The following is a 13,468-nucleotide window of genomic DNA, read 5'->3' as shown; positions in this document are numbered from 1 at the left end:
CACTATGGTCGCTTGCGCCACGTGTGGACTGTAAGAACGTCGGACTGATCGAAACCAATCTGCTCTCGTTGTCGTACGGAAACATCATCCGCAAAGACATCGACGAAGCCGGTGGGCTGCGTCCAGAGTCTTATGAGACATACAACATTATCGAAGCTGGCGACATCGTCTTGCGGATGACTGACTTGCAGAACGACAAGAAGTCGATCCGCACAGGGTACGCGACAGAGCGCGGGATTATTACCTCCGCTTACATCACGGTTCGGGCCGATCCTTCAAGGGTAGAACCGCGCTTCTTGGCGGCCGTGCTTCGCGCATATGACGTCAAGAAGACGTTCTACGAGATGGGTGCAGGCGTTAGGCAGACGTTGAAATACAGCGAACTGGCGGACATTCCTGTTCCGCTGCCTCCGCTCGCTATTCAACGCAGGATCGCGGAGTACCTTGACCGGGAAACGAGCGAAATTGACACGATGATGGAGAAACTGGATGAGCTCTCCGCAACATTGGAGACGCGCCGTCGCCGTGCCATCGATAGTTCCTTTCGGTCCATATCAGATCGCATCCCGCTTTGGGCGCTCACCGACGGGGTGATCGACTGTCCTCACACCACGCCAGTCGCCGACAATAGCGGCGCAGCGGAGGCAGTCAGAACAACATCAGTTCGGAACGGCGCGTACCGCCCCGGGAACGGGATCATTGTGTCAGTAGATACTGCTAATGAGCGCAATGGGAGCTACCCGCCGAGGCCTGGTGATGTATTTTTCACGAGGGAGGCCCCTGCTGGTGAGGCCTGCCTCGTGCCTGATGGCAGCTTCTGTCTGGGGCAGCGCATGGTCTTAATCCGTCCAACTCCTGGTGTGCTCGACGGCCGCTTCCTCGTGTATGCGATGTACACGGATGAGGTGCAGGACGAGTTCGCGCTGTCCGCAGGCGGATCGACAGTGGTGAATCTCAAGCTCGGCACGATCAGGTCAACAAGGATTCCGTTGGCACGGTTCGATGAACAGATCCAGATCGCCAGTTACCTCGACGAGGTGACCGCCAAGATCGACACCATGCTGGCGAAAGTCGCTGATCTCAAGTCCCTGCTCTTAGAGCGCCGAGCGGCGCTCATTACCGATGTCGTCACGGGCCAAAAGGAAATCGCATGAGCCACGCGCAGTTGATGGAGCTCGAGTTCGAGGAGAACCTTTGCTCCGCGCTGGCCGATCGCGGCTGGCTGTACGACGACGACGGAAAGCCGATCGGCTGGGACGTAGGTCTGGCGATGCTGCCCGCCGACGTGCTGAATTGGCTTAGCGCCCAGTACCCGGACGAGTACGAGAAGGCCGTCCCCGAGGATTTGGTTGACGAGCAAAAGGTCGCCGCTGAGCGGAAGCTCCTCGAGCACATCACCAAAGAGCTCGCCAAAACGACGCGCATGGACCCGACGACTGGTCACCCCGTCGGCGGTCTGCTTGGCGTGCTGCGCAAGGGCTTCTCCTATGCTCAGATCGGCCGTCCCACCGCGAAGTTCGGGCCGATGATGGCCTTCCCGCCAGCGAACCCGAACCTGACCGAGGTCGTCGAGGCGGCAGACTCGGTCCGGCTGCGCGTTCTACGCCAGGTGCGCTTCGACACGAAGACCAACGAGAGCATTGATGTCGTGCTCCTCGCCAACGGCCTGCCGGTCGTCACGCTTGAGCTCAAGACCGACAATACGCAGACCGTCAACCACGCGATCCGCCAGTACAAGGAAGACCGCAAGCCCGGCAGGAACCGCCCGCTCCTCGCTCCCGGTCGCGCGCTCGTGCACTTCGCGGTGTCCAACGACCTGGTCTACATGACGACCAAGCTGCAGGGCGGGGACACCGTCTTCCTGCCCTTCAACCAGGGCAACGAAGGACACGAGGGTAACCCTCCTTCGAGCACGGGGTCATCAACCAACTACCTGTGGCGCGAAATCCTTGCTCGTCCGACCTTCATGCGCATCCTCAAGGACTTCGCTCTTTTCGAGCCGGGCAAGTCCGGCAATAAGGACGACGGCAGGCTCGTCTTCCCGCGGTTCCACCAGCTGAGGGCCGTCGAGCGCGTGGTCGCCGACGTCGAGGCGAACGGCCCGGGCAAGCGCTACTTGATCTGGCACTCGGCCGGCTCGGGCAAGACGAAGACCATCGCCTGGCTCAGCCATCGCCTGATCCGACACATGAGCGCCGACTCGAAGTCGACGTTCGACTCGGTCATCGTCGTCACCGACCGCACCGTCCTCGACGAGAACATCCGCGACGACATGAACCTGGTGCAGTCGAGCAAGGGCCTCGTTGTGGCCGTAGGCGAGAAGTCCGGGGCGAAGTCGCCGCAGCTGAAGAAGGCGCTCCTCGAGGGCGACCACATCATCACTTGCACCCTGCAGACCTTCCCGGAGGTCATGAAGCTCATCGAGGACACCGAAGAACTGCGCGGAAGGCGCTGGGCCGTCGTTGCCGACGAAGCGCACTCATCGCAGTCAGGCTCTGCGGCCAAACAGCTCAAGGAGCTGCTCGTGGACGTCGAGATCGACCCCGACGAGGAGATCAGCGCCGACGATTTCCTGGCGGCGAAGGATTCGGCCATCGCGGCCTCAGCCAACATCACCTTCGTCGCCCTGACCGCCACGCCGAAGGGAAAAACCCTGCGTCTGTTCGGTAACCAGGTCGGAGAGCGCTGGGAGGCCTTCGACACGTACACGATGGCGCAGGCGATCGAGGAAGGCTTCATCCTCGACGTGCTCACCAACTACTCGACCTACGACATGTTCCTCCGGGTAAAGAAGACCCTCGAGGGCGAGGAGTCAGAGAGCGAGGTCCAGGTCAACACCGGCGAAGCGGTCTCGAGCATCGTCCGTTACGCGAGGCTCCACCCAACCGCGATCGCACAGAAGGTCCGGGTCGTGGTCGAGCACTTCCGACGCAACGTGCAACCGCTCCTCGGCGGCCAGGCGCGCGCCATGGTCGTGACCAGCTCACGCATGGAAGCGCTGAGCTGGTCCCGGAAGATGGACGCGTACATCGCCGAGAAGGGGTACGACCTTCACACGCTCGCAGCATTCTCGGGCTCGCTCACCGATGAGGCCGGCGAGAGCGTCACAGAGGTTTCGGAGAACGGGGTCAGCGACGTCGGCCGGGCGTTCCGGGAGCAGGGTGTCTACCGCGTCCTCATCGTTGCGAACAAGTTCCAGACCGGCTTCGACGAGCCGCGCCTGATGGGTATGTACGTCGACAAGAAGCTCTCGGGCGTCGCGACTGTGCAGACCCTCTCGCGGCTGAACCGGATCTACCCTGGCAAGACCGCGCCGATGGTTGTCGACTTCCGGAACACCCCGGCGAGCGTCCAAGCCGACTTCAAGCTCTACTACTCTGACGCGCACGTCGACGGTGACGTGGACCCGAACGCCCTGATCACGGTGGGCGAGCGGCTGGACACGGCAGGGCTCTATACCCACGAGGAGATGGACGCCGTCGCCGACGCGTTCCTGACTGACGCCGGCGGCGAGGCCATTGCCAAGGCGCTGGCTCCGATCAAGAACCGCTGGAGCGGACAGTGGCGTCAGGCCGTGCTGTCGAAGGACAAGAAGCAGAAGGAGGCGCTGCAGTCGTTCCGCGCCGACGTGCTCGGCTACCGCAACGCCTGGCAGTTCCTCAGCCAGATCGTCGATTACCAGGACCCGGAGCTGCACCGCCGCGCCATCCTCGCGACCCTGCTGGGCCGAAACCTTCACGCTGACGGCGACGACCGCGACGACAGCTTCCTCGAGGGCGTGCAGCTCTCCGGCGTCAAGCTCGTCCCGTCCGCTATCGAGGAGGACCACTCGCTCAGCGAAGGCAGCCAGGATGGCATCAAGCTCCCGATCTTCGACGGCGAGTACGGCGGCAGCGCCACGCCGAAGAAGGGCCCCCTCGACGAAGCAATCGAGAAGGTCAACGAGATGTTCAAGGCCAAGGGCGTCGAGGTGAGCCCCGAGAGCGTCTCCGGGTTCATCACGACCTTCTGGGGTTTCCTTGACGCCAACGAGGAGGCCGTGGCGATGGCGAAGAACAACACGGTCTCCCAGCTCAAGGCGTCCGAGGGCTTCAGCGGTGCCGTCGGGCTCGCGGTGCTGAAGACAGTGAACGAGTCGAAGGAGATTCAGTCGTACATGACAGATCCGGCCTTCATTGGTCAGATCGCCGACATCGCCGCGGACGCCCTCCATGCCCAGCACCGCCCCGACACAGACGCGGGCTCTGACCCGGTAGGGGAATAAGCATGGGCGAGGCGGAGCAACACGGCTTCGGCGAAGTCATCCGCGAGGCCCGGAAGAAGCAGGGGTGGTCGCAGGCGGAGCTTGGGGAGAAGTCCGGGCTGTCGCGCCCGACCATAGCGCGCGTCGAGACGAACCACGACGTGTCGACCGCGACCATCGCGAAGGTCGCGCAGGCGCTGGGCCTGAAGCTCGAGCTCAGGAGCGACGTCTAATCATGCGGATCCCGTTTAGCTTGTCTCCGCGCATCTTGAGTCAGTGGTCATCAGTATGGTCGTCTCGTCTAATGAGGGAGGGAAGACTGTGACGCTGACGACGTCTCTCGCCGACAGGGTTCGAAGGCTCGTCGGGACAGAACCGCCCAAGAGTGAATTGAATCATGATTGAGTGACGAGTCGATTGGCGATTCGACTGACGATTGAGTGAATGTCACAAACGTGTGTAGTTGGGTTACTTCGCCCGCTCGCTGAATGCGTACGGCCGGGCGGGGGAACCATGCAGCCGCTGCGAGGCAGCGGGCCTTCGCGGGATCATCAAACGCGAACAGTTCATGAACCGTTCTTCCTATACGTGTCCCATCTGCCAGCCCCGGCCTCGTAACGGCCGCTGGTAACCGGTTTTTCACAGGGGAAAACTGTTCCGGATTGGCGGGCTCGATGGTTTACTGTCCCCATGAAAAGCTTGGCGGTCAAAATCGCCATCGCACTTGTTTTCAACGCCATCACCTTGTGGGTGGCGTCGGTGCTACCCGGGGTCCGGTTGGGGTCCGGGTTCCTCTGGGCCGTCGTGGTGTTCACGGCCGCCACCCTTCTGGTGAAACCGTTGGTTACCGGGCTGCTGCGCAGGCGGTGGGACCAGCGACAGCAGGCCGGCGGGCAGGAGCGCAGGACCTGGCTGATGACCAAGGTGTCCACCCTGGGCGCAAGCTTGCTGGCCACGCTGGCCGTCCTGATCTTGACCAGCCTCTTCTCGCAAGGGTTCGCCATCACAAGCCTGTTCGGCTGGATTGCCGCCACGATCGTCATCTGGCTCGCGTCCTTCATCTACGACTTCGTTGACGACGGTCTTGAAGCGAGGGCGCACCAGCTCCTTGGCGGCTCAGCCAACCCGGGGAAGCCATGAATGCCCGGCGGCTGGTCATCGCGGGCCTGGCCCTTGCCGTGCTGATCGCGGTCATCGCGGTCGTCTTTGACCAACTGGCCGTGCGTCCGGCCCAAACGACAGCCCAAAACTCCAGCCCTGCCAGCCCCTCTGCGGCGGGTTCCTCGCCCACCGGAAGCGGGGAAGCAGGCTCCGGCCCGCAATCCTCCGGAAGTCCGACGTCGGGCCCTTCCGCCGGCGGGGACGGCAACGGCGGTGCGTCCCCGGGTGCCAAACCCCTTGAAGTCCTGCCGCCTGTGACGGTGACCCCTACGGGCCTGCCGGAACCATCAGCTGCAGCGCCCCTGCTCAAGGGGAAACTGCCGGACCCTGGAAACGCTACAGGCGCCGTCGTGGACGGGTGGCCGAGCAGCGTCCTGACGCTGCCGGAAGGCACCACGATCGGGTCCACGAGTGTTTCGGGTTCAGGCGACGTCCTGCAGGTGATTGCCGACGGGGTGGTGGGCAAGCCGCAACAAGCCGTGATCGAGGATTTCAGGGCTTCGTTGGTTCCCCATGGTTTCTGGTCCGAAGAAGCACCTGCCCCGGACGGCGCGACGGCTGCCCGGTTCGTCCGCGGCACCGACACGATTACGGTCTCCGTGGCCACCACCGGAACCGGTAACTCGCGCTTCCAACTGCTGGGCAGTCTGCACTCGGACACGGAGTAGGGGTAGGCATGTACATTTCGCTTTCGGACCGCAGCGGCGGTAAGCGCGGAAAGTCTCCCAGCGAGCAGACGGCACTGTCGAAGGTGCCGTTTCGTTTGTCCCCGGTCATCGTGTGGCTTGGAATCGTCAGCATGGTCACGGATATCTCCTCCGAGTCGGTCACGGCCATCCTGCCCTTGTACGTCACGGGCTTCCTCGGTTTGTCGACCATAGCCTTCGGCTTCATCGACGGAATCAACCAGGGCGCGAGCGCCATCGTCCGGATCGCCGCAGGCTGGGCGTCAGACCGCAGCGGCCATCCCAAACGGATCGCCCTGGCCGGTTACGGACTGTCCATGCTGGCAAGGATCGGATTCCTTTTCGCCGGGGGCTTCTGGGCCGTAGCGGCGATCGTCACGGGGGATCGGATCGGCAAGGGAATCCGGACGGCGCCCCGGGATGCGCTGATCACGGTGTCGGCGCAACCGGAGCATCTGGCGCGGTCCTTCGGTATGCACCGGATGCTGGACAACATCGGTGCAGCGGCAGGGCCTCTGATTGCTTTCCTGATTCTGCTGGTCATCCCCAATGGCTTCAGCACAGTCTTTGTGGTGTCTTTGGCGTTTGCCGTGATCGGCGTGGCCGTCCTGGGATTGGTGGTTCCCGACCTCCGCGCACGGAGCGCGAAGGATGCACCGAAGGGCCAGCGGCTTCTTGCTTTTTCCTGGCGCCACTTCAAGGAACCGGGGTTGGGGAAGCTCCTTGTCGCTGCGGGACTCCTCGGGCTGGTGACCATCGGTGACGGCTTTATCTACCTGGTGCTCCAGGACCGGGACTCGTTCGCCGTCCAGTGGTTTCCGTTGCTGTTCGTGGGCACCAATGTCGCCTTCCTGGTGATGGCCGTCCCCTTGGGCCGCCTCGCCGACCGTTTAGGCAGGGTACCGGTCTTCATCGCAGGGCACGTGGCACTCCTGGCCTGCTACTTCCTGGCTGCGGCTCCGCTTGGTGGTCTCTGGGCAACGTTGACGTGCCTGCTCCTGCTCGGTGCGTTCTATGCGGCAACCGACGGGGTGCTGGCCGCGTTGGCGAGCCAACTGACGCCGGAGGGAAAGCTTGCCACCGGCATTGCCGCGGCCCAGACGGTCGTGGCTTTGAGCCGGATGGCGGCTTCGGCAGGGTTCGGTGTGCTGTGGTACGCCGTGGGGGCATCAGCTGCCGTCACGATCGCCGGCATCCTGCTGGCCTGCGTTGTGGTGGCAGTGATCTTCATCCTTCCTGGAGCCCGGCCCGGGCGGGCCGGCGCATGAGCGGAAGGATGGCTGGCGCAAAGCTTCGTTGGGGCATCCTGCTGGCTGTTACCGCCCTCATGCTGACGGCGGCGGGGGTTTACGCCGTCGGCGCCTACCAAAGATTTGAGCAAAGCCGGACGGCTGCCCCTTCCGTGGGGGTGACTGCGGGACAACCCTTGCCGCAGGCTCCCTTCGTCCTTTTCCGCAACACCGCGGCCGGTCAGGGTTATGGCAACGCGGCAACGGTACCCCTCGCCGATCCGAAGGGCGAACGTGCCGTCAGCGAAAAGGCGTGCGACAGGGTCTACGGAACGTCAGCCGAAGTGGTGTGCTTGAAAGCGAACAGGGGACTGGTCACGGCATTTGAGGCCACGGTCCTGGACCGGAACTGGCAGCAGCAAAGATCGTGGGCCTTGCCCGGCATTCCCAGCCGGACACGCATCAGTGCCGATGGCTCCCTGATCGCCACCACAGTGTTCGTGACCGGGCACTCCTACTCAACCTCCGGGTTCTCCACCGCAACGGAAATCAGCCGTGGAACCAGCAACCTGGGAAACCTCGAAGACTTTGCCCTCATGGTCAACGGCGAGCGCTTGGTGGCTGCGGACAGGAACATCTGGGGCGTGACGTTCGTCCCCGGCCAGGAGGATTCCTTCTACGCCACGGCCGCGTCGTCGGGTCGTCTGTGGCTGGTCAAGGGCAGCCTCTCCGGCAGGACGCTCACTGCGGTGCATGACAACGTTGAGTGCCCGTCCATCTCGCCGGACGGTACCCGGATTGCGTTCAAGAAGAACGACGGCGGTGCGCTGGGGACGCATTGGAAGGTGGCCGTTTTGGACCTCGCTACCGGGGCGGAAACGGTCCTGTCGGAAAAGCGGAGCGTTGACGATCAGATCGAATGGCTGGACGAGGATACGTTGCTGTATGGCCTGCCTGACCAGGCTGTTGAGGGCGACAGCAACATTTGGCAGCTGGACATCGAACCCGCGGCACAACCGGAGTTGTTCATCGCCCACGCCTGGTCACCGAGCGTCGTCCGCTGACAGCGAGGCTCAGCAGAGCATCAGAAGACCGCACAGGAGTCCACCTACTGCGTGGCTGTCGGTGTCGGCGTCGGTGTGGGTGTCGCCGTCGTCGTTGGCGTTGCAGTGGCTGTTGAAGTCGCCGTTGGCGTCGGCGATGCCGTAGCCGTCTGCGCTTGTGTCTGGGTGGCTGTCGAGTAGACCACGTCCACGAAGTAGTTGGTGGCATTCCATGAATTGGCTGGCATCACGCCCCCGCTGCCGTAACGGTAGAGGCCGTTGTTGGGGCCCGAGGCCGTGAAGACACCGCTTGTCCAGGTGGTGTTGAAGAAGCCCTGGGTGTACGAGTAGCGGCCATTGGGAGCGCGGTAGGACACCACGTATGTCTGGCCCGTAGACAATGCCACCGGGGTGGACAACGTGGCGGTCTGCCAGCCCGTTGCGGTCTCGTTGGTGAACGTCACCTGGGCCAGCCTGGTGCCTGCGGAGTTCCACAGCGAACCTACGTGGGTGCCGGTGTTGCCGGTGCCCTTGTAGAACCGGATACCCGTGACGCTTCCGGCCTGGGAAACCGTGAAGGCAGTTCCCAGTTCCACCGACTTGGTTTCCGGTGCCGCAAGCACCTGCGGAACGAGCGAGCCGAAGATGGTGCTCTGCTGGACGGAGGCGCTCGCGGTCGTGAATTGCCACGTGGTGGTCGGCAAGGTCTGCCCCTGTTGGTTGGCCACCCCGGAAACGCTTGCCGTGATGACGGTGCTCGCGGGCAGTGCGGAGGTCGGTGTGAAGGTGATGACCCGGGCGTCGGCGGACAACGCCGCCGACCCCGCCACCGGGCTTCCGTTGGCCGACAACGTGAAGGTAGCGCCCGGGTTAATGGCAGTGGAGAAGGTCATCGATGGCCTCACGTCGGTGGGTATCGACGTGGCTCCCGGCGCGGGCACTTGCGCAGTGATGCTCAGGGGTTGTGCAGGCTGCTGGAACAGCAGGTCCACGAGGTAACTTGCCGTGGAGCGGGTGCCGGGGAAGTCACCGCTGTAGGTGTACATGCCGGAGTCGGCGTCAACGCGCAGGGGGCCGCTGGTGAAGCCTTCGGGACCGAAGCCTCCGCTCGTGTAGGAGTACTTGCCGCCGGGCACCTTGTAGGCGGCAATGTACTCGGTGTCCGCCTGGATGCTGACGGGTTGGCTGAACGTTGCCGTTTGCCAGCCGCTGGTGGACTCGTTGGTGAAGGTAACCGTGGCCAGCAGTTGGCCCGCAGCCGTGTACAGCGAGCCCGTGTGCGTTCCGGTGTTACCACTGGATTTGTAGAACCGGACGCCGGTTACCTGCCCGGCCGTGTCACTGCTGAAGCGCACACCCAGGGTCAACGGAACGGCGTCATCCACTTCCATCGTGCCGGGGGTCACGGTGTCCTGGTAAAGGGTGCAGGGGCACACTCCAGGCGTCCTGGCCGGCGGGACTGTGGCGAAAGTCCAGGTGTTGCCGGTGATGGGAGTGCCGGATACCGCCGTTGCGGTCACTGTGGCCGTGTAGCTTGTGCCTTCGGCCAGTGGAGCGGACGGAGTGAACGTGACCTTGCGTGTTGCGTCAACGTAGGCGCTGGTTCCCGCAACGGCGGTGCCACTGGCGGTCTTGAGCGCCAGTTTGACGCTGGAAGCCACTGCTGCCTCGGACAGCACTCCACTAACAGTCGTCGTCAACGGAACGCTGGAGGCGCCGCTTGCCGGTGACTGGCTGCCGACGGTGAATGCCGGAGCGGCGACCATGACCACGACGTCCACCAGGTAGCTGGCCGTCGACCGCGAACCGGGGAAGTCGGAGTTGTAGGAGTAAGCCCCTGCGTCCGGGCCTGTCCGCAGCGGCCCGACGCTGAGGCCCTGTCCAAATCCGTTGCTGGTTGCCGAGTACGCTCCGGTGGTGGATTTGTAGGCAGCGATGTATTCGGTATTGGCAGCCATTTGCACCGGTTGGCTGAACATCGCAGTTTGCCATCCTGCGCTGCTCTCATTGGCGAACGTGACTGTTGCCAGCAATTGACCCGAGGCCGTGTACAGGGAGCCGGTGTGCGTTCCCGTGTTGCCGGCCGACTTGTAGAACCGGACGCCGTTGACAGTGCCGGCTGAAATGCTCGTGAAGCGCACACCGAGTGTCAGCGGTACGCCGTCCTGGATTTCCGCGATCCCGGGAGTGACGCTGTCGTCATAGAAACTGCACGGGCAGGCGCCGGGAGAGGGGGCGGTTGCGGCCGTGGTGAATGTCCAGGTACCGCCGGAGGCGACTTGGCCGCCCACGGCATCGGTACCGGCCAGGGTTGCCGTGTACTGGGTGCTGAAGGCCAGCTGGGATGACGGGGTGAACGTAGCCTTCCGGGTGGTGGCGTCATAGGTGGTGGTACCGGCCACCGGACCTGCCGCCGAACGAAGTGTCAGTTGCACGCTGGCCGCCGTGACGGGCTTGGAGAAGACTCCACTCACGGTGGTTGCGACCGAAACGCTGGACGATGACGGGATGGGGGTCTGTGAGCTGACAGTCAGGGGCGAATTGTCCGTTGTGCTGAAGATGGCATCCACGAAGTAGTTTCCACCGTTGAAGCTGGCTGTTGGGAAACCCTGGGACGTGTTGTAGACACCGGCGGGTTCCGCGCCGAAACCGCCGGCAACCTTCATGGGCGCGTCGTTGAAGCCCGAATACGCCCATTGGAAGTCCTTGGTGGCGTAGTGGCCTCGGGGTGCCCAGTAGGAGACCGTGTACTTCTGCCCGGCCGCCACGGGCACGGGTTGGCTGAAGAGGACGCTCTGCCAGCCCGAAGCGGTTTCATTGGCGAACGTTGCGGTGGCAAGGCGGGTGCCTGCGGAGTTCCAAAGGGACCCAATATGGGTTCCCGTGTTCGCGGTGCTCTTGTAGAAGCGTGCACCGGTGATGAAGCCGTCCACGGACGGTGTGAAACGCAGGCCCATCTCGTACGCGCCGCCGTCGCCGGAGTCAACCACCGGTGGAACCGCCTGGCCGAAGACCGTGTACGGGCCGTTCACGGTCAGGTTGCGCGTGGCCACCGCGCCGATGTTCGCGCTGTCGTCCACAGCCCGCACTTGGATGGTGGCAGTCGCCAGGCCCTTCTGCACATAGCTGTACGTCCAGTTCGCCTTGCCGGTGGCAGGGTGCCAGGATGTGCCGCCGTCGGTTGAAACCTCGACGCCGGCAACCACGCCGCCCGCGTCCGTTGCCGTTCCGCTGACGGTGACGTTGCTTCCGTGGGCCACAGCGGCATTGTTGGCAGGGGCGTTGATGGTGGTGGTGGGGCCTGTTTTGTCGCCGCTGGCGGTGGTCGCCACCAGGCCGGATGCCAGGGTTGCCGGTTGGGCACCCATGTCGGCAAGCAGGTTCACCTGCGCCTGCCGCATCCGGATATCGGCAGGGGCGCCGTTTCCGTCGTGTTCCTGGTCAAGGCCCCATGTCCACTGCACGCTGCCGGCGGAGAAAACCAATGCACCGCTCGCCGCCTTGTACAGGGTGACGCTGTGCTTGGTGGTGCCCGGCGCCACCGTGTTCCCGAAGTCCTGCAGGTATTGGCTGACACTGCCGGTGGTTGTGGACAAGCGGATGAGCCCGGCCGGCCGGAAGCCGTTGTCCAGGTCTTCGTTCGATTCGTAGCCGATCGTGTGGGGCGCCAACGCAGCGGAGGTGCCTGCCGACATCGATGCCAGGGAAGTATTGCGCCAGAGCCGGGTCTTGCCCTCTTCGGCGGAAACTGTCACGGGGAGGTCCGTGTAGTTGGACATGTAGAGGGTTCCCGTGAGGCCGTTTTCGGGCAGGCCTCCGCCGTTTGCCTGGGAAGCGAACCGCGGATCCCGCCAGGTGCCCGTCCACTGGGTGGTGGGATCGATCTTGGCGTTGGACCACGTTTCCTTGTAACTGGTCAGCGTCCGGCCCGGCGTACCGTCCACGCTCGAAGGCTCGAACCGGGTTCGCCAGTACATCTCATTGCCGGAAAGGAACTGGAGGTTTACCCCCGCATCCCGTGCTGCCGTGACATTGGCGCGCTGGTTTCCGGACCAGTACTCGTCGTGCCCTACGGACAGGAACACCTTATGGTTGAGCAGTTCGGCGCCGCGGGTGTCCGTATCCAGTCCGCTGATGTAACTGACGTCATAGCCGTTCTGTTCGAGGAACCGGACCATGGGGTATTCGTTGGCGAAGTAGAAATCGCGGCCGTCCGGTCCGCTTCGGCTGGCCATGGGGCGGTTATAGCTGATCTTGTAGGCACGCCCGTTGACGGCACCTTGATAGAAGTCCGCGCCCCCGTAGGTGTTGTAGGCCTGCCACGTCGTATCCGACGTCTGGAAGAGCACGCTTGACCGGTTGCCGTCATTGCGCACCACGAACGTGATGTGGCTTTGCCCGCCGGTATCCGGCCGGGTCAGCAAAGCAAAGTAGACGCCGGACACCGCCGTTGCCGGGACCTGCCACGTTGCCGATACCGCCCAGGTGCCGCAGTCATAGAGTTCAGTGGCCAGGTCGGTGCGGCATGCCGGTTGGTTCTGCCGGAAGGCCGAGGGTGTCACGGTGGCTATCTTGCGTGCCCCGTTTCCGCCGTACCAGCCGCTGCGGTAAATGGCGATCGTGTAGTTGGATGCCGAGGTATCGACTTTGAATTGGATTGATTGGCCGGCGTTGACACTCATGGCTGTGGAGAAGCCTTGGATGCTGTCATCGCCGGCGCCGTCGATGTCCCATTCCGACGGCGGGCTGCCCGGTTTTGAGTTCTCGCACACCACGGGATTCACCACGGGGTCGCACGGGCCCGCTGCGAAGGCGGCAGGTACCGTCAAGGGCAGCAAGGACGCAACCATCGCAACGACCAGAGGTACAAAGAAACCTTTGAAGAACCGTGGTGGCCGGGTAGCGGAAGGACCGGGCATCAGAACTCCTGGGTGGTACGCCGATTGCTAAACAAAGGTCCGCGCACATGCCCGGTCCCTGCTCACCGCTCCCCAGCCAGGGTAAAACCAGATCTTCAGTTGAAAACCATCACAGCCACAGCCACCATGCCCATGTATTCCGAATTTCGGACCGCGACCCGGCGGACCCGGCAAACCGGGGATCCGG

Annotated in this window: 7 protein-coding genes and 2 pseudogenes; 8 read left to right on the top strand and 1 reads right to left on the bottom strand. The window is 63.5% G+C overall.

What is annotated here, in order from left to right; all coding sequences use genetic code 11:
* The first annotated feature begins 23 nt into the window (after positions 1–23).
* From QN084_RS01530 to QN084_RS01495, 8 genes and pseudogenes are all read left to right on the top strand, one after another.
* Positions 24–1,154, top strand: a complete 1,131-nt coding sequence (locus QN084_RS01530; protein WP_069694975.1) for a restriction endonuclease subunit S — start codon at positions 24–26, stop codon at positions 1,152–1,154.
* On the top strand, positions 1,151–4,264 hold the full coding sequence (locus tag QN084_RS01525; protein WP_069694974.1) for a type I restriction endonuclease subunit R: 3,114 nt from the start codon (positions 1,151–1,153) through the stop codon (positions 4,262–4,264). Before QN084_RS01530 ends, QN084_RS01525 begins: the two co-directional genes overlap by 4 nt.
* A gap of 2 nt (positions 4,265–4,266) precedes the next feature.
* On the top strand, positions 4,267–4,476 hold the full coding sequence (locus QN084_RS01520; protein ID WP_069694973.1) for a helix-turn-helix domain-containing protein: 210 nt from the start codon (positions 4,267–4,269) through the stop codon (positions 4,474–4,476).
* Positions 4,477–4,709: 233 nt separating this feature from the next.
* A pseudogene (locus QN084_RS01515) lies at positions 4,710–4,874 on the top strand (bifunctional DNA-formamidopyrimidine glycosylase/DNA-(apurinic or apyrimidinic site) lyase); the annotation flags it as partial.
* Between the two features lie 59 nt (positions 4,875–4,933).
* On the top strand, positions 4,934–5,383 hold the full coding sequence (locus tag QN084_RS01510) for a phage holin family protein (protein WP_069694972.1): 450 nt from the start codon (positions 4,934–4,936) through the stop codon (positions 5,381–5,383).
* Complete coding sequence (locus tag QN084_RS01505; protein ID WP_069694971.1) at positions 5,380–6,072, top strand: hypothetical protein; 693 nt, start codon at positions 5,380–5,382, stop codon at positions 6,070–6,072. The genes QN084_RS01510 and QN084_RS01505 overlap by 4 nt, the downstream gene beginning before the upstream one ends.
* An 8-nt stretch (positions 6,073–6,080) precedes the next feature.
* Positions 6,081–7,358, top strand: a complete 1,278-nt coding sequence (locus QN084_RS01500; RefSeq protein ID WP_170828546.1) for an MFS transporter — start codon at positions 6,081–6,083, stop codon at positions 7,356–7,358.
* Positions 7,355–8,383 (top strand): PD40 domain-containing protein, encoded by a 1,029-nt coding sequence (locus QN084_RS01495; protein ID WP_062097053.1) that lies wholly within the window; start codon positions 7,355–7,357, stop codon positions 8,381–8,383. Before QN084_RS01500 ends, QN084_RS01495 begins: the two co-directional genes overlap by 4 nt.
* Before the next feature lie 9 nt (positions 8,384–8,392).
* Here the strand turns inward: QN084_RS01495 and QN084_RS01490 are convergent.
* A pseudogene (locus tag QN084_RS01490) lies at positions 8,393–13,281 on the bottom strand (DUF4082 domain-containing protein).
* Between the last annotated feature and the right edge of the window lie 187 nt (positions 13,282–13,468).

This window comes from Paenarthrobacter sp. R1 (assembly GCF_030264015.1).
In the GTDB taxonomy this organism is placed as follows: Bacteria; Actinomycetota; Actinomycetes; order Actinomycetales; family Micrococcaceae; genus Arthrobacter; species Arthrobacter ureafaciens.
Note: the sequence above shows the minus strand (reverse complement) of the source record. Positions and strands in the feature narration are given on the sequence as shown.

Coding starts and splice junctions, on each gene's coding strand:
- QN084_RS01510 (WP_069694972.1), top strand. CDS start 4,934: ATGAAAAGCTTGGCGGTCAAAATCGCCATCGCACTTGTTTTCAACGCC.
- QN084_RS01495 (WP_062097053.1), top strand. CDS start 7,355: ATGAGCGGAAGGATGGCTGGCGCAAAGCTTCGTTGGGGCATCCTGCTG.
- QN084_RS01525 (WP_069694974.1), top strand. CDS start 1,151: ATGAGCCACGCGCAGTTGATGGAGCTCGAGTTCGAGGAGAACCTTTGC.
- QN084_RS01520 (WP_069694973.1), top strand. CDS start 4,267: ATGGGCGAGGCGGAGCAACACGGCTTCGGCGAAGTCATCCGCGAGGCC.
- QN084_RS01505 (WP_069694971.1), top strand. CDS start 5,380: ATGAATGCCCGGCGGCTGGTCATCGCGGGCCTGGCCCTTGCCGTGCTG.
- QN084_RS01500 (WP_170828546.1), top strand. CDS start 6,081: ATGTACATTTCGCTTTCGGACCGCAGCGGCGGTAAGCGCGGAAAGTCT.